Source organism: Pseudomonas helvetica, from assembly GCF_039908645.1.
Classification (GTDB): Bacteria; Pseudomonadota; Gammaproteobacteria; order Pseudomonadales; family Pseudomonadaceae; genus Aquipseudomonas; species Aquipseudomonas helvetica.
This window is the reverse complement of the sequence record NZ_CP150917.1, coordinates 2,647,945-2,668,363: the sequence shown is the minus strand read 5'-3', so window position 1 is coordinate 2,668,363 and position 20,419 is coordinate 2,647,945. Positions and strand designations below refer to the sequence as shown.

The following is a 20,419-nucleotide window of genomic DNA, read 5'->3' as shown; positions in this document are numbered from 1 at the left end:
CCGGATGCAATGAGCCTGGGGAACCGTTGAAACCCAAATAAGGAACCCCGATGAGCCAGACCCTACTGGAACAAAGCCTCGGCCAACTGGCCTGCGATATACCCGGTGCCACCCGGATATTTCATACCTTCAAACTGGACTTCTGCTGTGGCGGCCATAAAAGCCTGCGTGAAGCAGCCCAGGGCAAAAACCTCGACCCGATGCTGATTGCCGATGCCCTGCACACTCTGCAAGACGCCGGTGAAACCCAGCACGACTGGCGCAACGAGCCGTCGGAACTGTTGATCGCCCACCTCCTCACGCGCTATCACGCCCGCCACCGCGAGCAACTGCCGGAACTGATCCGTCTGGCCCGCCGGGTCGAGCACGTCCACGGCGCGCGCAGCAGCTGCCCCAATGGCTTGGCCGATCTCCTGACCGACATGCAACAAGAACTCGAAGGCCACATGCTCAAGGAAGAACAAGTGCTCTTCCCGATGCTGCAAAAGGGCATCGGTGCTCAAGCGGCTCCGCCGATCCAGGTGCTGCGCTTCGAACATGATCAACATGGCGAAGCGCTGGAAAAGATGCTCGCCCTGACCAATCACATAATCCCGCCCGCCGATGCCTGCAACACCTGGCGTGCGCTCTATCGCGGACTGTTGGAGTTCAAAGACGACTTGATGCAGCACATCCACCTGGAAAACAACGTGTTGTTCATTAACGCCCTGAACCCCCGCCATTGATCGCTTGCCGGCCACACCCAACCCGCGCCATCCCACCGGTTGACGCGGGTTTTGTTTATGAAGGACGTCTTGCGATCAGCCATGCCAATAGAACATGGCCTTGGCCAGGATCACGATCAACAGCATGTGCCCGAGGATGCTGCGGCGAATCCAGCTTGCGCGGGGCGCGGTCAGGCGCGCGTGGGTCAGCCAATAGGCCAGCAGCAAGTAATGACCAATGATGCTCAGGGCCAACAGGATTTTCAGGCTCAGCAACGTACCAAAACTGCTGGCCAGCGGCTGACTCAATGCGCCCCGGTACTGCCATGCCAAACCGATGCCGGCGCCATATAACAGCAACACCACGCCGTGCAGCACCTTGCGCGAGCGCACTGCAATCGTCTGGTCCGCGGTCAATTGCGCGGCCGCCATCAAATGCTGGCGGGCGTGATGCCAGATCACCACCTCGAAAAATAGCGTGCCGATAAAGGCAATCGCCGCCAACAGGTGTGTGACCAGCAGATAGGGATACATCAGCGTCCGCCTCCTTCAGTTCGTTGGCTCATCCCGGATGACCGTCAACTCGGGTGCGCAGCAACATCGGCCCATAACGCCAGGCGAACAACGCAAACGCCAGCGTCCAGCAAAGACCGGCCAGCCACAACGCCGGCAATGGGAAAAACAGGATCAACACCACTCGGCTCAGACATGCCAGGTTGAGCACGATGAACGCCAGGGTCATGCCCGACGGCGGCTCCAGTGCACGACCGGTGTGCCCGAGGCTGACCCGCGCGATCATCGCCAGCACCAGGCCGCCCATGGCCCCAATAGTCAGGCAATGCACCGCCAGGCTCGGGTTAACCGGCACGCCAAAATGCCAGAACGCCATCCCGAGACACGCCACCGCCAACCAGCCATAGGCCAGGTGCAACGACCACAGCAACGGCACGCGCCAGAGTGCCCGGTCATGCCAGCGCACCAGACGCACCAGATGCCCTGCCGCCAGCACCGCGAACAGCAGACCCACCCAGACATTGGGAACGAGCGCGGGTCCTGCGGCATACAACAACGCCACCAACGGCGAACCGACCAACAGCAGTCGATCCAGCCAGAGCCAGGCGGCAACACCTTCCACCCGACCAAGGCCACGCTGGGTGAAGAACGGAATCACCCGCCCGCCGATCAACCCCATCATCGCCGCCACCAGCCAGATGCCGGTCAGCACGCCCTGGCGCTGCCAGCCTTCATGCCCCTCGACCAAGCCATACAGGGACAACCCATCGGCCACGGCCAACAACAGCAAAACCAGCACAATCGGGTAGTTACGTTTCTGCCGCACCTTCCACAAGGTGAAGCCCATGAGGACCGCCACCGCCAACGGGAACGCCAGCTCCAGCACCGCGAGCAACGGCCACGGTGCGTTGGCCAGCCAGGCCACGCGCGCCAGTAACCACAGCAGCGCCAGCGCAGCCAACGGTTTGCCGCTGAGGCCGGGGCGACCGGTCCAGGTCTGCACGGCCGTCAGCAGAAAGCCCGCGATAATCGCCAGCGCAAACCCGAACAACAGTTCATGCCGATGCCAGCCCAGCCAACCGCCTGCCGGCTGCCAGCCGGAAATCCCACCACTGAAGGCGGCCAGCCAAAGCGGTATGACCAGCACCGCCAACAGGCAGCCCGCGAGGAAAAATGGCCGAAAGGCCAGCCGTAACAGCGGTGGGATCGCCAACGCTTTACGGCGCTCAAGCACTTGCATAAAGCCACTCCTCTGCCTTGTTGCGGACCTGGCACCAACCCGCAGGCGCCGAGGTAAATCCCGGGGCCATCATCGGGTATTACCGATCCATTGCCTTTGTCGCAGATCAAGTGTGCAAGGGGCGTGCCCCGATACTCATTCGAACCCCGGTGGCGAGGGGGCTTGCCCCGTTGGAGTGCGAAGCGCTCCTGAAACCAGCATCCGCGACGCGTCATATAGAACCCATCAGCCAGTTTTACGACTGCTGCGCAGCCGAACGGGGGCGAGCCCCCTCACCACGGGGTGATCGGCTCAGGGTAGAAATGACCCTTTAATGGTTATTTACACCCCAGGCAGCATAGTCTTTTTTACCCTCACACCTGAGAACCCCACTAAACAAAGGCCTCCGAGCCTGGCCCACGTCTTGCTCTGCATGGGCAACCTTATAGAAATCCTGGATCCCTCTCGATTGCCCGGAGTCGTCATGAAAAAAATCATCCAGCCACTGGCCTGGTTTGTGGTGTTGACCTCAGTCCTGGCCCTGGCCAGCAGTCTCTCCCTGGGCCTCGTTTGACGGGATAACCGCTCCTTCCTCAATCTTCAGGATGAATTTCCATGGTGCTTCATCGTGTCCATCACCAGATTCTGCGCAGTCATCACTTGTTCGAGCCGTTGAATGAAGAACAGCTGGATGAGTTGATGAGTACCAGCCACTTGCTGAGCATCGACAAAGGCGAGCCGTTGTTCCGTCAGGGTGAGCCGGCAGATTCGTTCTATTTCATAATTGCCGGGGCGGTGAAAATCTACCGGTTGACACCCGATGGGCAGGAGAAAGTGTTTGAAGTCATCGGGGATCGACAAACCTTCGCCGAGGCGATGATGTTGATGGACACACCCAATTATGTAGCCTCGGCCGAGGCGGTCTGCCCCACCCAGCTCTACCGGTTATCCAACAGCACCTACATGCGCCTGCTTCAGAGCAATAGCCGCTTGACCTTTGCGTTGCTCGGCAAGCTCTGCGTTCGCTTGCATCAACGGGTCAATGAAATCGAAACCTTGTCCCTGAAAAACGCCACCCACCGGGTCGTGCGTTACCTGCTGACGCAACTGGTGCGCCAGCAAACCGTAAACAGCCATTTCGAGCTGCCGATGGCCAAGCAGCTGATTGCCGGGCATCTGTCGATCCAGCCGGAAACCTTTTCGCGGATCATCCGGCGCCTGATCGATGAAAACATCATCACTCAGGACGGCCGCCAGATCGCCATTCTTGATCGTCTGCGCCTGGAGCAGTTTGAGTGAGCACCTTGCCCGTCTGCCTGTATTGCCAACACCCTAACCCGCCAAAACAATCCGAATGCCTCCAATGCGGCATGCCCCTGCCGGCGATGGCCGAACGTGCTCAGGAACGTCGGCTGCGCCGGTTCAGGTGGTTCTGTATCGGCCTGACAATCTTTTGCATAGCAATGTTTTTCGGGTTGCCGCGCGGCATCAGTTGATGCCGCTTGAGTCAGACCCGGGCTCAAGGCTGAGTCAGTTGGCGATACAACTGCGGCAAACGCAGCGGCAATTGCTCAGGCTGACGGATCACGGTGTAGCCATTGGCGCCAAACATGTACGGCAGGTAATCCCCGGCCTCACGATCAATGGTGATACAGAACGGCGTCAGTCCTTGACGCCGTGCCTCCAGCACCGCCTCGCGGGTGTCTTCAACACCGTAGCGGCCCTCGTACAAATCCAGATCATTCGGTTTGCCATCTGTCAGCAGCAGCAACAGTTTACTGCGCCGTTTGCTGCTGCCCAGCAGGCGCGTGGCCTGGCGAATCGCAGCCCCCATGCGCGTGTAATACCCAGGTTTGAGCCCTTGAATACGACCGCGGGTGTTGTCGTCATAGCGCTGGGTGAAGGACTTGAGTTCCTGCATGCGCACTTGCTGACGACGCAGTGAGGAAAACCCGTACAGGGCGAAATCATCCCCCAGCCCCGACAGGGTTTCGCCAAACAGCAACAGCGTGTCGCGGATGACATCAATCACACGATGCTCATCGTTCAGGTGTGCGTCGGTGGACATCGACATATCGGCCAGCAACAGGCACGCCAGGTCGCGGCGCGTCTGGCGTTGCTCCATGAACAGACCGCGCTCGGCACACTGGCCATGCTCGCGTTCAACGTGAAAATCCAGCCAGGCCTGCATGTCCAGTTCCGAGCCCTGAAGTTGCTGGCGTAACCACTGACGGTCATTGCGCAAGTGCTCGAACTGGCGTCGCAGGCGCTGCGCCGAAACCTTCAACCGAGGCGGCAGCGGCTGCGCATCACAGTTACGGGGCACCATCATTTGCAGATTGACGAAGTCGCCCTGCATCTGCTGTTTTCGATAGTCCCACTCTGGCAACTTGATGCCCTCGCCCAAGGGAATATCGTCGACATCGGCCGGTGGCAAATCCAGGTGCAGCTTCAGCCCGCCGCCCTTGCGCAGCCGGGTGCGCGACAGGGTCAATTCGTCCAGATCATCAGCGACCCTGGCGGCGTCCGGGTCTTCGCTGTCATCCGACCAGCGATCCAGGTCCACGTGTTCGGTCCAACTGAACAGGTTCTCCAGGCGCACCACCAACAATCCACCGTCACGGGGGCTGTCATCAATGCGTTTGGCGCGTTTGCGCCCACCTTTCTGCTCGCCGGGTGGAGTCGTCAACGATTCTTCGGATTCATCACCCAGATCGGCCGCCAGCGGGCTGGCGAGATGTTGCGGCGGGTACAACCACAACGGCAGCGGCCATGCCGCCCGTTCGCTACGCGGAAAATTCTCGACACTGCCCGGCTCGCGCAACGCCTGGCATAAGACGCGCTCCAGTGCCGCTTCACTACGGCTCAATGAGGCCGGGTCCGGGCGCAATTGCAGGTGGGCCTCGACCAATCGCTGGTAGCGCGCGCGTAGTGCTGGATAGCGCCGCAACAGCAATTGCGTCCAGCGCTGGTTGTCCCGCCCCCAATGCCGCATCCGACCAGCCTGCGCTGCCAGCAACGCGAGCCAACGATAGAGCTCCTCATTCAGTGCGACTTCAGGGAACACCGCGAGGCTCGACGGCAGCCGCAGGGTATTTTCGTCACACCACGCCAAGGGCACTTGTTTGCAGGTGCCGGCGATTTGCTGCAGCACGTTACGCCGCAGCAGCAGATCGCGGTCGCTGGCCGCTTCAAGCCCGATGCCATTGGCACCGCCCATGGCGCGGAACAACAGCGCCAGTGGGCGTTGCTGGTTGATCAGTTCAACCCGTGCTTCGGGGAAATCCGGGCTGGCGCGCCGGGTGATGAAGCGGTGCCAGGCACTGCCTACCCACTCTTCCAGTTCGACGGTAAAGGCCATGCTGTTTGCCCTTGTTGGACACCAAAAAAACGGCCCGCTGTATCAGCCGGGCCGACCTTTTCTAGCCGTTAACCCGGCTCATGAAGGCACCACGGCCGCCGGGGCGCGCAAGGCGGCACGCCCCCGCTGCTTGAAACTGAACAAATAGCAGAGCAGCCCGGCGAGGAAACCGACCCCGGCCCCCAGACGCGTCCAGAACAGCACCTGCAAATGTTCGACCGTGGCCATGAACGGCAAGGCAATTCCGTCAGCCTGCCAGCGTTGCAGGTAGATCTGTACAACACCGGCAGCGGTGAGCAACAACGTGATCATCACCATCGACAGGGTCATCATCCAGAAGCCCCAGATCTCCAGAGTCTGCGAGCGCTCGTCGCCGGCCTCACCCAACCCGCGCAAGCGTGGCATGGCGTAGCTGATCAAGGTCATGACGATCATCGCGTAAGCCCCGTAGAAGGCCAGGTGAGCATGAGCTGCCGTCAGTTGCGAACCGTGGGTGTAGAAATTGACCGGGGCCAGGGTGTGTAGAAAGCCCCAGACGCCCGCACCGAAGAAGGCCGTCACCGTGGTGCCCTTGGCCCACAGCGTCGCGGCGCGGTTCGGGTGTTGCCGACGCCGGTTCTTCACTGTGCTGAAGGCGAATATCACCATCGCCAGGAAGGGCAGCGGCTCCATCGCGGAGAAGATTGAACCGACCCACAACCAGACCTCAGGTGCGCCAATCCAGAAGAAGTGGTGACCCGTGCCGATGATCCCGGTAATCAGCGCCATGGCGATAATCACATACAGCCATTTCTCCACGACTTCCCGGTCTACACCGGTGATTTTGATCAGCACGAAGGCCAGCATCGCCCCCATGATCAGTTCCCACACGCCTTCCACCCAAAGATGCACCACCCACCACCAATAGAACTTGTCGCGGGCCAGGTTGCCGGGGTTATAGAAGGAAAACAGGAAGAACACCGCCAGCCCGATCAGCCCGGTTATCATGACCATGCTGACGGTGGTCTTGCGACCTTTGAGCAGGGTCATGCCGATGTTGTAGAGAAAGCCCAGGCACACCAGCACAATGCCCATCTTGGTGATGGTTGGTTGCTCCAGAAACTCGCGCCCCATCGTCGGCAGCAACTCGTTGTGGGTCAACCTGGCCAGGCCGGCATAAGGCACCAGCAAGTAACCGAGGATAGTCAGCACACCAGCAGCGGCGAATACCCAGAACAGAATGAGCGCCAGCCTTGGACTGTGCAGTTCGCGATCGGCCTCTTCCGGAATCAAGTAGTAGGCAGCGCCCATAAAGCCGAACAGCAACCAGACGATCAGCAGGTTTGTGTGGACCATTCGCGCCACGTTGAAGGGAATGATCGGGAACAGAAAATCCCCGATCACGTATTGCAGGCCCATGATCAAACCGAACAGCACCTGACCAAGAAACAGCATCAAGGCGAACACGAAGTAGGGTTTGGCCACAGCTTGCGAGGCAAATTTCAGATGCGGATTAGCCATGCTCATCTCTCAGCCCTCCTTGTTTGGCGGCCAGCCATTGGTATTGATTTTCGAGCTCCATTTGAGGAACTCGGCGATGTCGTCCACCTCCTGCTCACTCAACTTGAACTGAGGCATCGCTCGCCGGCCCGGTATGCCCAACGGCTGCATTTTCATCCAGGCATGCAGGAAGGGTTTGAAGCCGTCCTCCCCGCCCCGGCGCTGGAACACATTGCCCAACTCAGGCGCAAAGTAGGCGCCTTCGCCCAGTAATGTGTGGCAGCCGATGCAGTTGTTTTGCTCCCAGACCGTTTTGCCGCGTATCACTGATTCAGTTAATTGCGCTTCATTGCTGCGCTTTGGAAAGGTTTGTTCCGTGTGATAGGTCAAAGCCAGGAATATCAGGAAGAAAAAGATGCTTCCCCCGAAATAGATGTTCCTGGCCATGCCTTTTGTGAAGGTCTCTGACATGGTCGCTTCCTCGTTGCTTGGCCCGTCCATGATAGGAAGCGAAGGGTTGAAACCCGCTTGATGGCGATCAAGAAAGCCAGATGGTTTTGGTCGGGTATAGGCACCAGGATGCCAGGCACTACCCGTGGCGAGGGAGCTTGCTCCCGCTCGGTTGCGAAGCAGCCGTAAACCTGTGCCTGCTTTCTATCTGAATATTCGCGGTGACTGGTTTTAGGGCCGCTGCGCGCCCCAACGGGAGCAAGCTCCCTCGCCACGGGTTGGCTAGTCGACCAACACCAGCGTCAGCCCCACAACGACTGCCAAAACCAGCGCCCAGCTCACCATCAACCGGCGCCACAATCGCGGCGCATGGCGCATCTCCATGAAGCCATCGGTGATCAGCCAGGCCTTGCCAACCGCCACCAGCAAAATGGCAATGGGCAACAGCCACGTCGCGCCGACTTGTAACAACACAACGGTGCACACGCTTAACGTGGCCAGCGCGGCCCAGCAGACCAGCAGTAACCTGGAAGCGGACATAAAACCCCCCGTCAATTCAGCACGTAGACCAGCGGAAACAGCACGACCCAGATCAGGTCGACCATGTGCCAATACAGCACACCGGATTCAAACCCGCTGCGGTTGTCTTCGTTGTACAAGCCACGACGACAACGCTCGGCCAACCATCCGAGAATGACCATGCCGAGCAATACATGGAGAAAATGAAAACCGGTGAGGATCCAGTAGAGGGTGAAAAAAGTGTTGTGCTCCATGCCCAGCCCCGAGGCCAGCAAGTGCTGGTATTCGGTAAGTTTCAACACCACGTAGACGCTGCCGGCAAGCAACGCTGCCAACAAAAGCACGGCGCCGTGGCGGGACCGAGAGCGCCTGACTTGTTCCTGAGCCAGCGCGGCGAACAGCCCAGCGGTGAGCAGGCTCAGGGTCATCGCCAGGCCGGTAGAGGTGTTGAGCAACAGACGGCTTTCGCCGAACAGCTGCGGCTTGAGCGCCTGGGTCACGGCGAACGCCAGAATCAGAACGGCGAACACCGACAGCTCGGCCAGAATGAAGAACCACATCGCCAAGTCGCCCGGCAGGTGACCACGCACAACGCCCCTGGGCTCAGCCGAAGTGGACATCAACCACGTCCATCAGCGCCGCAACCGTCAGCGGATCATCGCTCAACGGCTCGGCCAGGCAGGCCATGCACGCCTCACGCGGACTCATGCCGGAGCGGATCATTCGCGCCGTGAAAATCAGCAGCCGCGTTGAGGCGACCTCTTCCAGATCATGCTGATCGAGCCGGCGCAGCGCCTGCCCCAGCCTGACGACTTGCGCCGCCAGGGCGCAGTCCACCTGCGCTTCCCTGGCGACAATGCGCTCTTCGTCAGCCACCGGCGGATAGCCGAAACGCATCGCCACGAAGCGTTGGCGGGTGCTGGGTTTCATGCCTTTGAGCAGGTTCTGGTAACCGGGGTTGTACGACACCACCAGCATGAATGAGGGCGGCGCCTTCAACACTTCGCCGATGCGTTCCAGAAACAATTCCCGACGATCATCGGCCAGTGGATGCAGTACCACCACGGTGTCCTGACGGGCCTCGACCACTTCGTCGAGGTAGCAGATACCTCCTTCTCGCACCGCGCGGGTCAACGGCCCATCCTGCCACCACGTGCCCTCGGCGCCGATCAAATGCCGGCCGATAAGGTCGGCGGCACTTAGATCATCGTGGCAAGCCACGGTGTAGAGCGGCAGTTTCAGCCGGTGGGCCATGTGCTGGACGAAACGGGTCTTGCCGCACCCGGTCGGGCCTTTGATCAGCACCGGCATGCCGTGACGCCAGGCCTGCTCGAACAGCGCCTGCTCATTATTCAGCGGTTGGTAGAACGGTTCGACGTGGTGTTCGCAAGACGGGATACGGTCCATGGGCTGCCTGTTCCAAAAGCGGATTCAAGCAACACGCTACGAGCGCCTGCGACAACCTGGCAAGTGACATGGCCGGCAAACTTGATCGCGGTCAAGCGAGCATTGGCCTGCTCGGGCATAGCCTTGCACGGCACTAAGAACCTGCGTTCTGCGCTGCCGTCAAAGCACATCGCAAAGGTCTTGCCTGAGGAGAAATGGAATGCTGATCAGCAATAGAAAAACGTTTGCTCTGACTGCCGCCACACTGTGTTCAACGCTGGCCCTGGCAATGAGTCATGCCGTTGCCGCTGAGGAACCTGCCGCAGGAGCAGCCACCCCGCCCATGGTCAAAACCGCGGGAGCGCCGGACCTGAGCCAGGCCGACTTCGACGCATCCAAGGAGATCTACTTCCAGCGCTGCGCCGGTTGCCACGGCGTTCTGCGCAAAGGTGCCACCGGAAAACCACTGACACCGGACATCACCCAGTCCCGTGGGCAACCGTATCTGGAGGCCTTGATTACTTATGGGTCACCGGCGGGCATGCCGAATTGGGGGACGTCCAACGCCCTGACCAAGGACCAGATCACGGCAATGGCCAAGTTCATTCAGCACACGCCGCCAACGCCGCCGGAATGGGGCATGGCCGAGACGCTGAAAACCTGGAAAGTACTGGTCAAGCCCGAGGACCGTCCGAAAAAACAGCTGAGCAAACTCAATCTGCCCAACCTGTTTTCGGTGACGTTACGCGATGACGGCAAGATCGCTCTGATCGACGGTGACAGCAAGAAAATCGTCAAGCTGATCGAGACTGGTTATGCGGTGCACATCTCGCGTATTTCAGCCTCCGGTCGCTACCTGCTGGTGATTGGTCGAGACGCCCGGATCGACATGATCGACCTGTGGCCGGTGGAGCCGACCAAGGTCGCCGAAGTCAAAGTGGGCATCGAAGCACGCTCGGTGGAGACCTCCAAGTTCAAGGGCTACCAAGACAAATACACCATCGCCGGTTCCTATTGGCCGCCGCAGTTCACCATCATGGATGGCGAAACCCTGGAGCCGAAGCAAATCGTCTCGACCCGTGGCATGACCGTCGACAAACAGGAGTACCACCCGGAACCCCGGGTCGCGGCGATCATCGCCTCCCACGAATGGCCGGAGTTCATCGTCAACGTCAAGGAAACCGGCAAGGTCATGCTGGTCAATTACCAGGACATCAAAAACCTCACCGTCACCTACATCGATGCCGCGCCGTTCCTGCATGACGGTGGTTGGGACAGCACTCATCGGTATTTCATGACCGCCGCCAACAACTCCAACAAGATCGCCGTGATCGACTCCAAAGAGCGCAAATTGACTGCTTTGGTGGACGTCGGAAAAACCCCTCACCCAGGCCGCGGCGCCAACTTCGACCATCCGGCTTACGGGCCAGTCTGGGCCACCAGCCATCTGGGAGATGACGGTATCTCGCTGATCGGCACCGACCCGATCAAACACCCGCAATACGCCTGGAAACAGGTCGCCTCGCTCAAGGGCCAGGGCGGCGGTTCGTTGTTCATCAAGACCCACCCCAACTCGCGCCACCTGTATGTCGACACCACCCTCAACCCGGACGCCAAGCTCAGTCAGTCGGTGGCGGTGTTCAATCTCGACAAGCTCGACGCCGGCTACACCGTGCTGCCCATCGCCGAGTACGCCGGCATCAAGCAAGGGGCCATGCGCGTCGTACAACCGGAGTACAACAAGGCCGGCGATGAGGTCTGGTTCTCCGTGTGGAGTGGCCAGGCAGACGAGTCGGCACTGGTGGTGATCGACGACAAAACCCTGAAGCTCAAATCAGTCATCAAGGACAAACGGCTGATTACGCCCACCGGAAAATTCAACGTCTACAACACCCAACACGACATTTATTGAGCTCCATCAATGAAAGGAATCGTCATGAAAAATACGCTGATATCACTGATCGTCCTGGCTGGCGCATTGAGCCTGCAACCGGTGATGGCGCAAGACGCGCCAGAGCTGTTCAAGAGCAAACCCTGCGCCGCCTGCCATGCCATCGACACCAAGCTCGTCGGCCCGGCGCTCAAGGAGGTAGCCGCCAAGAACGCTGGTGTCGCCGGTGCCGCCGATACCCTGGCCAACCACATCAAGAACGGCACACAAGGCAATTGGGGACCGATACCGATGCCGGCCAACCCAGTAACGGATGAAGAAGCGCAGACCCTCGCGACCTGGGTCTTGAGTCTCAAATAGCCAACGGGAGGGCGTCATGAAGGTTTATCGACACGCGGTGCTTCTGGCGGCCCTCCTCCTCATTTGCGCGACCTCGGTAGCGACGCCGGACGCCAAGCGTCAGGCGCAACTCGAACACCTGCTGGCCCAGGATTGCGGTGCCTGTCATGGGCTGCGAATGACCGGTGGGCTGGGCCCTGAACTGACCCGTAGCGCATTGTCCGGCAAGCCCCGGGACAGCCTGATTGCCACCGTCACCCAAGGTCGCCCCGGCACCGCCATGCCCGGCTGGGGCCCGCTGCTCAGTGCTGACGACATCCGTTGGCTGGTCAATCTTCTTCTCCAGGGATATCCCGCATCATGATCCGTTCAATCCTGCTGTCAGCGGCGACCGGCCTCTTGTTATCCGCCTGCGTTCAGTCCCCCCTGCGCGGCACGGGCGACCTGGGTGTAGTGATTGAGCGCACCAGCGGTAGCGTACAAATCATCGAAAGCGACACCCGCACCGCGCTGGCTCGCCTCGAAGGCTTGGGCGACCTGTCCCATGCCTCGGTGGTGTTCTCCCACGACCAGCGTTATGCCTATGTGTTCGGTCGCGACGGCGGACTGAGCAAAATCGACCTGCTGACCCAACGCATCGACCATAGGGTCATCCAGGGCGGCAACAGCATCGGCGGCGCAATCAGTCAGGACGGCAAGTTGATCGCGGTGTCCAACTATGTGCCCGGCGGCGTCAAGGTATTCGATGCCAACACCCTGCAACAGGTGGCCGACATTCCCGCCACAGCCCTGGCCGATGGCAGCAAACGCTCTCGGGTGGTTGGTCTGGTGGATGCCCCCGGACAACGTTTCGTGTTCAGCCTGTTCGATAGCGGCGAAATCTGGACCGCCGACTTCAGCCGAGGCAACACACCGCAGATCAACCGCTTCAAGAACATCGGCCAACAGCCCTACGATGCCTTGATTACCCCGGATGGGCGCTATTACATGGCCGGGTTGTTCGGCGAAGACGGCATGGCCCAACTCGACCTCTGGCATCTGGAGCGTGGCGTGCTGCGGGTGCTTGGTGATTACGGGCGCGGCCAGGTGAAATTACCCGTCTACAAGATGCCCCATCTGGAAGGCTGGGCGGTTGCTGACAACCAGGCCTTCGTGCCCGCCGTCGGCCGCCATCAAGTGCTGGTAATGGATTCGCGCAGCTGGCAGCAGACCGCGGCCATCCCTGTGGCCGGGCAGCCGGTGTTCGTCACCTCACGGCCAGACGGTCGGCAGCTGTGGGTCAATTTCGCCTATCCGGACAATGATCGGGTTCAGGTGATCGATACCGAAACCCACGCCGTGGTCGCCGACCTGCGACCGGGGCCGGCGGTGCTGCACATGGAGTTCACCGCGCGCGGCGACCAGTTGTGGCTGTCATTACGCGATGGCGATCAGGTTCAGGTCTGGGACCCGTACAGCCTGAAACTGCTGAGCACCCTTCCCGCCATCGCGCCGAGTGGCATCTTCTTCAGCAGTCGCGCACAGAAAATGGGCTATTGAAATGAACCTCGACCTGCTCAGTCGCCAACTGATCGATCGCTTCCAGCACGACATGCCACTGTGCCCGGAACCGTATAAAGAGATCGCCAAAGTCCTCGGTTGCGACGAGGCGCAAGTGCTGGCCTGCCTGCAAGCAATGGATCAGGCCGGCACCCTCTCGCGGATCGGCCCGGTGTTCGAACACAGCCGCGCCGGGGCCAGCACCCTCGCCGCCTTCGCCGTGCCCGCCGAACGCCTGCAACAAGTCGCCGAGCGCGTCAGCCAGTATCCCGAGGTCAATCACAACTACGCACGGGAGCATTTCTACAACCTGTGGTTTGTGTTGACCGGGCCTGATCGCCCACACATCGAACGCGTACTCGACGAACTCGAGAAAGATACCGGCCTCACGCCGCTGGATCTGCCGATGTTGACCGCTTACCGCATCAACCTCGGTTTTGCCCTGGGAGAAGGCCCATGAAGCCGGGATTGAGCCCCAAACAGGCACTGGCGCTACGTCGGCATCTGGAAGGCGGATTGCCGAGAGTATCACGGCCTTATCAGGCCCTCGCGGAACAGATAAGCGCCGATGAAAACCAGGTGCTCGCGCAAATGCATCAGTGGCACGAACAAGGGCTGTTTCGGCGGGTCGGTCTGGTGCTCAACCATCGCGCGCTGGGTTTTGCTGCCAACGCCATGCTGGTGCTGGATGTTCCGGACGCGCTGATCGACGAAGTCGGCCAACGCCTGGGGCAAGCGCCCGGTATCACCCTCTGCTATCAACGGCCGCGGCGCCTGCCGCAGTGGCGCTACAACCTTTTCTGCATGGTTCACGGGCGCCAACGCGCGCAGGTCGAGGCGCAGATCCAGGCGTTGCTGGAAGAACACTTGCTGAGCGACCTGCCCCACCAACTGCTGTTCAGCACCCACGTCTTTAAACAGTGCGGCGGACGCTTTGCCGCCTCCTCAACGGGAACCACGCCCCATGGATGATCTTGACCGTCGGCTGATCAACCGTTTGCAACTGGGCCTGCCGCTGGTGCGTAACCCCTGGCAGGCACTGGCCAGCGAACTGGACAGCAGCAGTACTGAATTGCTCCACCGCGTCCACGAACTGCTCTGTGAGGGAATACTCACGCGCTTCGGTCCGATGTTCGACATCGAACGCCTCGGTGGCGCCTTCACCCTCGCGGCGCTGGCGGTGCCGGAAGAACGGTTCGAAGAGGTCGCCGAGCAACTGCACGCCCTGCCTGAAGTGGCGCACAACTATCGACGCGAACACGCCTGGAACATGTGGTTCGTACTCGGCTGCGCGACCGAACAAGGCATCACCGAAACCTTGCAGCACATCGAAACCCTGACCGGTTTGCCGCTGCTCAACGTGCCCAAAGAGGAGACTTACCATGTCGGTCTGTACTTCCCGGTCTGAAGACACCCTGGCACACCGACTGATCGAATTGACCCAAGCGGGCCTGCCGCTGCTGGACGACCCTTGGACCTGGCTAGCCGAACAGCTGAACCTGAGTATCGAATCCACCCTGGATTTGCTCAAGCGCTTGCAGGCCGAGGGCGCGATCCGACGCATCGCCGCCGTCCCCAACCACTATCGCCTCGGATATCGCTACAACGGCATGACAGTCTGGGATGTGCGCGACACCGATATGCCGCGCCTCGGTGCGCTGATCGGTGCGCAGCCTTTTGTCAGCCACTGTTATCGACGCCCGCGACGAACCGCGTGGCGCTACAACCTGTTCGCCATGGTCCACGGTCGCAGCCGCGAGGAAATCGACAGCTACCGCGAACACCTGCGCTACTTGCTGGGCGACGCCTGTGTCGCCGACGAGATGCTGGTGAGCAGTCGCATCCTGAAAAAAACCGGTTTACGGCTACCGCCAGCACCACGCTGAACACACGCTGGCTCAAGGAGATTTGCATGTTGAGGATCAGCCAATATCTGCGCGCCCTGACCGGCCGGGTGCCTGCCCCCAGAACCAGCCCTCCGGGCAGCAACCGGCCGCCGGTGGTGATCTGGAACCTGCTCAGGCGCTGCAACCTGACCTGCAAACACTGCTACGCCACCTCGGCCGACAGTGTCTTTCGCGACGAACTGGATACGGCCGCCGCGCTGACCGTGATTGACGACCTGCACGACGCTGGCGTGAAGGTACTGATTCTTTCCGGGGGGGAACCGCTGTTGCGCGAGGATCTGTTTGTGCTCGGTGCCTATGCCCGCGCCAAAGGTTTCTTTGTGGCCTTGTCCACCAATGGCACGCTGATCGATGAGCAGAACATCACGCAGATCAGCGCGGCGAAGTTCGACTATGTCGGGATCAGCATCGATGGCCTGGAAGCCACCCATGACACCTTCCGCCAGCTGAAGGGCAGCTTCGCCCGCTCCATGCACGCGATCCAGCTCTGTCGCGAACAAGGCATTCGCGTCGGGCTGCGGACCACATTGACCCAGGCGAACCATGCGCAGCTGCCCCAGCTGCTGGCGTTGATGCGCGAGTACGACGTGCAAAAGTTTTATCTGTCGCACCTCAACTACAGCGGTCGCGGCAAACGCAGCCGCCAGCTCGACGCCCGACAGCAGATGAGCCGCGAGGCGATGACGCTGATCTTCGAACGGGCCTGGGAAGACATCCAGCACGGTCGCGACAGCGATTTTGTCAGCGGCAACAACGACGCCGACGCGATTCTCTTGCTGCAATGGGTGGGCCTGCATCTACCCGAACATTACCCGCGTCTGGAACATATGCTCCGCGCCTGGGGCGGCAACGCCTCGGGCAGCGGCATCGCCAACATCGACAACACCGGTGAAGTACACCCCGACACCTATTGGTGGCAGCACTCGGTGGGCAATGTCCGGCACACGCCGTTTCGCACACTGTGGCTGGATCGCCCGGACGCCTTGTTGCAGCAGCTGCGCGCGCATCCTCGGGCCGTCGGTGGCCGCTGTGGTCAATGCCGCTGGCTAAGCATCTGCAACGGCAATACCCGCACCCGCGCCTGGGCCGAAGGTGATCTCTGGGGCCAGGACCCCGGTTGCCACCTCAGCGATGAAGAAATCGGCATACCACCCTCAACGATCATCCCTTGCGTCATGCACTGAAGCACACGCCTGGCGAGCCATCTGACACAGGATGGGGCCGGACCACCTGATGAAGCACCAAGGACGTCCCATGCATCCATCGATTATTTTACCGGCTGCACTTGAGTCCCCGTTCAGACCGGGCGAAGTCGCCTTGGTCGGCGCCGGCCCCGGCGATCCACGCTTGCTGACCCTGCGTGCCTGGAGCCTGTTGATGCAAGCCGACGCCGTGGTTTACGACCGCCTGATCAGCCCCGAGCTGCTGACGCTGATCCCCCTCACCTGTGCCCGGCATTACGTCGGCAAGGCGAGCGGCTGCCACAGCCTGCCCCAGGAACAGATCAACGAACTACTCGCCGACCTCGCCGATCTGGGGCAGCGCGTGGTCCGGCTCAAGGGTGGCGACCCGTTCATATTCGGCCGTGGCGCCGAGGAGTTGGAGTATCTGCTGCAACGTAACATTGATTGCCAGGTGGTCCCCGGCATTACTGCCGCCTCCGGGTGTAGCGCTTACGCCGGCATTCCGCTGACCCATCGGGATCTGGTCAACTCCTGCCGTTTCATCACTGGGCACCTGCAACGCGATGGAGAGTTGGCACTGCCCTGGAGCAGCCTGGCAGACAGCACTCAGACCCTGGTGTTTTACATGGGGTTATCGAACCTTGGGATTATCGCGCAGCGCTTGATCGAGGCCGGAATGCCCGCCGACACGCCGGCGGCGCTGATCAGCAACGGTACGCGGCCCGACCAGCATGTTGCTCGAGGCAGGCTGCACCAGTTACCGACCCTGGCGCAGGATTGCCCACCTGGCATTCCGACGCTGACGGTGATCGGCAAAGTGGTTGATCTGTTCGCTACTCAACAACAGGAATACCCGGCGCGTTTTTACCCCGCCCCAGCGCTGCAACGCTACCCCAAGGTGGCGATATGAGGCGGATGCTGCTTGCCCCATTGTTGTGGATCGGTCCGGCTCATGCCGGTGCGGCGGTTCTGCCCTCCGATGCGGCCGCCAACCTCTACCAACAGCATTGCCAGAGCTGCCATGGCGCCAACCGTTTCGGCGGTGCGGGGCCGGCCTTGCTGCCGGAGAGTCTGAGCCGGATCAAACCTGACGAAATCCGCAGCGTTATCCAGAACGGTCGCCCCGCGAGTCAGATGACCGGGTATGCCAACGTGTTCAACCCCACGCAGATCGACGCGATGGTGGATTACCTTCAGCAACCACCCGCCACCCCTCCCACCTGGAGTAACGATGACATTCGCGGCAGTCATTCCATTCTCACTGATATCAACAAGCTGCCCGACACTCCTCAGCATGGCGCCGATCCACTGAACCTGTTCGTGGTGGTCGAAGCCGGCGATCATCACATCGACATCCTCGACGGCGACCGCTTTGAAGTGCTGGCACGGTTTGCTTCGCACTTTGCCGTGCATGGCGGGCCGAAGTTCTCGCCGGATGGACGCTTCGTCTACGTGGCCTCTCGCGATGGCTGGATCAGTCTGTATGACTTGCACAACCTGAAACTGATCGCCGAGGTCCGCGCCGGGCTCAACACCCGCAACCTGGCGGTGAGCAAGGATGGCCGCTGGGTACTGGTGGGCAACTACTTGCCAGGCAATCTCGTGGTGCTCGATGCCCGCGATCTGTCGCTGGTCAAAACGATCCCGGCGATCGGTCAGGACGGTACCGCGTCGCGGGTCAGCGCGGTGTACACAGCCCCGCCGCGTAACAGCTTCATCGTCGCACTCAAGGATGTGAAGGAAGTCTGGGAGCTGCCCTGCGCCGGCACACCGGACTTCGAACCGCGACGGATCAAGGCAGAGGATGTGCTGGACGACTTTTCCTTTTCACCGGACTACAAGCAACTGCTGGCCACATCGCGCAAAGCCAAGGGCGGCCAGGTGATCGACCTCGACAGTGGCAAGGTGGTCACCGACATTCCGCTGCCAGGCATGCCGCACCTGGGGTCGGGGACGTATTGGAAACGTAACGGTGAGTGGGTGTTCGCCACGCCGAACATCAGCAAGGGCCTGATCTCGGTCATCGACTTCAAGACCTGGAAACTGATCAAGGAAATACCGACCCTGGGGCCAGGATTCTTCATGCGCAGTCATGTCAATTCGCGGTATGCCTGGACTGATGTATTTTTCGGCCCCGACAACGATGCGATTCACCTGATCGACAAACAGACCCTGGAAATCGCCCACACACTACGCCCGATGCCCGGCAAGACCGCCGCCCACGTCGAATTCACCCGCGACGGTCGCTACCTGCTGCTGAGTATCTGGGCCACCGACGGTGCGCTGATTGTCTACGACAGCAACACCCTCAAAGAGATCAAGCGCCTGCCGATGAACAAGCCCTCGGGCAAGTACAACGTCGGCAACAAAATCGAGTTTGCCGAGGGCACTTCACACTAGACCTTGTGCCGATCGCTCTACCCCAAGGTGTAACCGTTGTCGACTTCCCAGTCCTGAACGTAGACACCCCGAGCACCTTGGGACAGCTGAAAAACAATCACGTTGGCCAGCGCTGACGCATCCCCGGTGCCGGGGACTTCAAACGGTGCGTGAAAACCGGCCTTTTTGATCACCGTCCAGATAGGCGTCAAACGCCATCGCCGCGCTGCGCATCATCAAATGTCCATGAGGCAACAACACCAACGCATCTTCGTGAATCTCCAGCAATCCATCGCGAACGTGCTCGTCCAGTTGCATCAGCGCATCAGCAAAGTACTCGGTAAAGCAGATGGCATGACGCGTTTCAAACTTGCCGAAGTCGATCCGGCCATGACACATCAGATCGCTGATCACTTCACGGCGAAGCTGATCATCGGCGCTCAAGCGGTAACCTCGATGGACCGGTAACAAGCCTTGATCCAGTCGCGCGTAATACTGCGAAAGCTCCTTGACGCTCTGGCTGTAGCTATCGCCGACCTTGCCGATCGAAGACACCCCGAGACCGATCAAATCGCAGTCGGCGTGGGTGGAATAGCCCTGGAAATTACGCTGCAAGGTGCCATTGGCCCGGGCCAACGCCAACTCATCGTCCGGCAAGGCGAAATGGTCCATGCCGATATAGACATAACCGGCCTCGGTCAGACGGCGGATAGTCAGTTCAAGCAACTCCAGCTTGCGCTCAGGTGGCGGCATATCGGCCGGACGAATCAGCCTTTGCGCGCGCACCAGCTCCGGCAAATGGGCATAGCTGTAGGCGGCAATCCGGTCCGGGCGCAACGCGATGATCTTGCCGAGGGTGACGCCGAAACTGTTCACGGTTTGCAATGGCAGGCCGTAGATAAGATCGACGCTGATCGACTTGAATTGCGCCTGACGCGCAGCAGCGACCAGTGCGTAAATTTGCCCTTCACTTTGCTGACGATTGACCGCAGCCTGCACGTCGGGATCGAAGTCCTGCACGCCGAAGCTCAGGCGATTGAATCCCAACCGACGCAGCGACTGGATCTGTTCAGTGCTGATGGTGCGAGGGTCGACTTCAATGGAAAACTCATGGTCATCGCTATCATCCATGTCAAATGCCTGGTGCAGACAGTCCATCAGCTCAGCCAGCTGTTCACTGGTCAAATAGGTCGGCGTGCCACCACCCAGGTGCAGTTGCGTGAGTTTGCGGGTACGGTCGAACAAGGCGGCTTGCATCACGATTTCGCGCTTGAGATACGTCAGGTACTCCTCGGCGCGGTGGGTTTTCCGGGTAATGATTTTATTGCAGGCGCAGTAATAACAAAGGCTCTTGCAAAACGGGATGTGGATGTACACCGACAGCGATTTTGGCGTTGCCGCCTGGTTGCTGTCCGAGGCGGCACGCTGATAGTCATCGACGGCGAACGCCTGATGAAACTGCGGCGCAGTCGGGTAAGAGGTATAGCGCGGCCCCGGGCGGTCATACTTTTCGACCAGGGCACGATTGAAATCAAACGAGATTGTCATA

General features: G+C 60.3%; 23 protein-coding genes and 1 pseudogene. 14 read left to right on the top strand and 10 right to left on the bottom strand.

Annotated elements, in window-relative coordinates; all coding sequences use genetic code 11:
* Positions 1 to 50 precede the first annotated feature (50 nt).
* Entirely contained in the window at positions 51 to 725 is a 675-nt protein-coding gene (gene ytfE, locus AABM55_RS12295; RefSeq protein WP_347929702.1) for an iron-sulfur cluster repair protein YtfE, read from the top strand.
* Positions 726 to 800: 75 nt separating this feature from the next.
* Here ytfE and AABM55_RS12290 read toward each other — a convergent pair whose 3' ends face one another.
* Both AABM55_RS12290 and AABM55_RS12285 read right to left on the bottom strand, forming a co-directional pair.
* Positions 801 to 1,238 (bottom strand): hypothetical protein, encoded by a 438-nt coding sequence (locus AABM55_RS12290; protein WP_054596860.1) that lies wholly within the window; start codon positions 1,236 to 1,238, stop codon positions 801 to 803.
* A 28-nt stretch (positions 1,239 to 1,266) separates the two neighbouring features.
* Positions 1,267 to 2,457: an NnrS family protein gene (locus AABM55_RS12285; protein WP_347929701.1), complete on the bottom strand. Its 1,191-nt coding sequence runs from the start codon at positions 2,455 to 2,457 to the stop codon at positions 1,267 to 1,269.
* A 594-nt stretch (positions 2,458 to 3,051) separates the two neighbouring features.
* On the opposite strand from AABM55_RS12285, the gene AABM55_RS12280 reads away from it, so the two are divergent.
* Positions 3,052 to 3,735 carry a Crp/Fnr family transcriptional regulator gene (locus AABM55_RS12280; RefSeq protein ID WP_054596857.1) on the top strand — a complete coding sequence of 228 codons (684 nt, stop codon included), beginning with the start codon at positions 3,052 to 3,054 and terminating at the stop codon, positions 3,733 to 3,735.
* Positions 3,732 to 3,932 carry a protein DnrP gene (locus AABM55_RS12275; RefSeq protein WP_081013795.1) on the top strand — a complete coding sequence of 67 codons (201 nt, stop codon included), beginning with the start codon at positions 3,732 to 3,734 and terminating at the stop codon, positions 3,930 to 3,932. The genes AABM55_RS12280 and AABM55_RS12275 overlap by 4 nt, the downstream gene beginning before the upstream one ends.
* Before the next feature lie 23 nt (positions 3,933 to 3,955).
* Here AABM55_RS12275 and AABM55_RS12270 read toward each other — a convergent pair whose 3' ends face one another.
* From AABM55_RS12270 to AABM55_RS12245, 6 genes are all read right to left on the bottom strand, one after another.
* Positions 3,956 to 5,797: a VWA domain-containing protein gene (locus AABM55_RS12270; RefSeq protein WP_347929700.1), complete on the bottom strand. Its 1,842-nt coding sequence runs from the start codon at positions 5,795 to 5,797 to the stop codon at positions 3,956 to 3,958.
* Between the two features lie 78 nt (positions 5,798 to 5,875).
* Positions 5,876 to 7,303, bottom strand: coding sequence for a cbb3-type cytochrome c oxidase subunit I (locus tag AABM55_RS12265; protein ID WP_347929699.1), 1,428 nt, complete (start codon positions 7,301 to 7,303; stop codon positions 5,876 to 5,878).
* Between the two features lie 3 nt (positions 7,304 to 7,306).
* Positions 7,307 to 7,747: a cytochrome c gene (locus tag AABM55_RS12260; RefSeq protein WP_054596854.1), complete on the bottom strand. Its 441-nt coding sequence runs from the start codon at positions 7,745 to 7,747 to the stop codon at positions 7,307 to 7,309.
* 261 nt (positions 7,748 to 8,008) lie between these two features.
* On the bottom strand, positions 8,009 to 8,266 hold the full coding sequence (locus tag AABM55_RS12255; RefSeq protein WP_347929698.1) for a cytochrome C oxidase subunit IV family protein: 258 nt from the start codon (positions 8,264 to 8,266) through the stop codon (positions 8,009 to 8,011).
* 11 nt (positions 8,267 to 8,277) lie between these two features.
* Positions 8,278 to 8,865: a cytochrome c oxidase subunit 3 gene (locus AABM55_RS12250; RefSeq protein ID WP_347929697.1), complete on the bottom strand. Its 588-nt coding sequence runs from the start codon at positions 8,863 to 8,865 to the stop codon at positions 8,278 to 8,280.
* Positions 8,849 to 9,652 carry a CbbQ/NirQ/NorQ/GpvN family protein gene (locus AABM55_RS12245; RefSeq protein WP_347929696.1) on the bottom strand — a complete coding sequence of 268 codons (804 nt, stop codon included), beginning with the start codon at positions 9,650 to 9,652 and terminating at the stop codon, positions 8,849 to 8,851. Before AABM55_RS12245 ends, AABM55_RS12250 begins: the two co-directional genes overlap by 17 nt.
* 268 nt (positions 9,653 to 9,920) lie before the next feature.
* Here AABM55_RS12245 and nirS point away from each other — a divergent pair, with 268 nt between their 5' ends.
* From nirS to AABM55_RS12190, 11 genes are all read left to right on the top strand, one after another.
* The gene (gene nirS / locus AABM55_RS12240) at positions 9,921 to 11,543 is read left to right on the top strand and encodes a nitrite reductase (RefSeq protein ID WP_237143001.1); all 1,623 of its coding nucleotides are present in this window, start codon (positions 9,921 to 9,923) and stop codon (positions 11,541 to 11,543) included.
* 24 nt (positions 11,544 to 11,567) lie between these two features.
* Positions 11,568 to 11,882 carry a c-type cytochrome gene (locus AABM55_RS12235; protein WP_347929695.1) on the top strand — a complete coding sequence of 105 codons (315 nt, stop codon included), beginning with the start codon at positions 11,568 to 11,570 and terminating at the stop codon, positions 11,880 to 11,882.
* 16 nt (positions 11,883 to 11,898) lie between these two features.
* Positions 11,899 to 12,225 carry a cytochrome c gene (locus tag AABM55_RS12230; RefSeq protein ID WP_103315261.1) on the top strand — a complete coding sequence of 109 codons (327 nt, stop codon included), beginning with the start codon at positions 11,899 to 11,901 and terminating at the stop codon, positions 12,223 to 12,225.
* Complete coding sequence (locus tag AABM55_RS12225; RefSeq protein WP_347929694.1) at positions 12,222 to 13,400, top strand: cytochrome D1 domain-containing protein; 1,179 nt, start codon at positions 12,222 to 12,224, stop codon at positions 13,398 to 13,400. The genes AABM55_RS12230 and AABM55_RS12225 overlap by 4 nt, the downstream gene beginning before the upstream one ends.
* 1 nt (position 13,401) lies before the next feature.
* Positions 13,402 to 13,860: an Lrp/AsnC family transcriptional regulator gene (locus AABM55_RS12220; RefSeq protein WP_054596846.1), complete on the top strand. Its 459-nt coding sequence runs from the start codon at positions 13,402 to 13,404 to the stop codon at positions 13,858 to 13,860.
* Entirely contained in the window at positions 13,857 to 14,372 is a 516-nt protein-coding gene (locus tag AABM55_RS12215; protein WP_347929693.1) for an AsnC family protein, read from the top strand. Before AABM55_RS12220 ends, AABM55_RS12215 begins: the two co-directional genes overlap by 4 nt.
* On the top strand, positions 14,365 to 14,808 hold the full coding sequence (locus AABM55_RS12210; RefSeq protein ID WP_054596844.1) for an Lrp/AsnC family transcriptional regulator: 444 nt from the start codon (positions 14,365 to 14,367) through the stop codon (positions 14,806 to 14,808). The genes AABM55_RS12215 and AABM55_RS12210 overlap by 8 nt, the downstream gene beginning before the upstream one ends.
* Positions 14,783 to 15,286 (top strand): Lrp/AsnC family transcriptional regulator, encoded by a 504-nt coding sequence (locus tag AABM55_RS12205; RefSeq protein WP_054596843.1) that lies wholly within the window; start codon positions 14,783 to 14,785, stop codon positions 15,284 to 15,286. The genes AABM55_RS12210 and AABM55_RS12205 overlap by 26 nt, the downstream gene beginning before the upstream one ends.
* A 26-nt stretch (positions 15,287 to 15,312) precedes the next feature.
* Complete coding sequence (gene nirJ, locus AABM55_RS12200) at positions 15,313 to 16,491, top strand: heme d1 biosynthesis radical SAM protein NirJ (RefSeq protein ID WP_347929692.1); 1,179 nt, start codon at positions 15,313 to 15,315, stop codon at positions 16,489 to 16,491.
* A 70-nt stretch (positions 16,492 to 16,561) separates the two neighbouring features.
* Positions 16,562 to 17,401, top strand: a complete 840-nt coding sequence (gene cobA / locus AABM55_RS12195; RefSeq protein WP_054596841.1) for a uroporphyrinogen-III C-methyltransferase — start codon at positions 16,562 to 16,564, stop codon at positions 17,399 to 17,401.
* Positions 17,398 to 18,891, top strand: coding sequence for a cytochrome D1 domain-containing protein (locus tag AABM55_RS12190; protein WP_347929690.1), 1,494 nt, complete (start codon positions 17,398 to 17,400; stop codon positions 18,889 to 18,891). The genes cobA and AABM55_RS12190 overlap by 4 nt, the downstream gene beginning before the upstream one ends.
* Before the next feature lie 17 nt (positions 18,892 to 18,908).
* Here AABM55_RS12190 and AABM55_RS12185 read toward each other — a convergent pair.
* Positions 18,909 to 19,013, bottom strand: a pseudogene (locus AABM55_RS12185) (short-chain dehydrogenase); the annotation flags it as partial.
* A 16-nt stretch (positions 19,014 to 19,029) separates the two neighbouring features.
* Positions 19,030 to 20,418 carry an oxygen-independent coproporphyrinogen III oxidase gene (gene hemN / locus AABM55_RS12180; protein ID WP_347929689.1) on the bottom strand — a complete coding sequence of 463 codons (1,389 nt, stop codon included), beginning with the start codon at positions 20,416 to 20,418 and terminating at the stop codon, positions 19,030 to 19,032.
* Position 20,419: the final 1 nt, after the last annotated feature.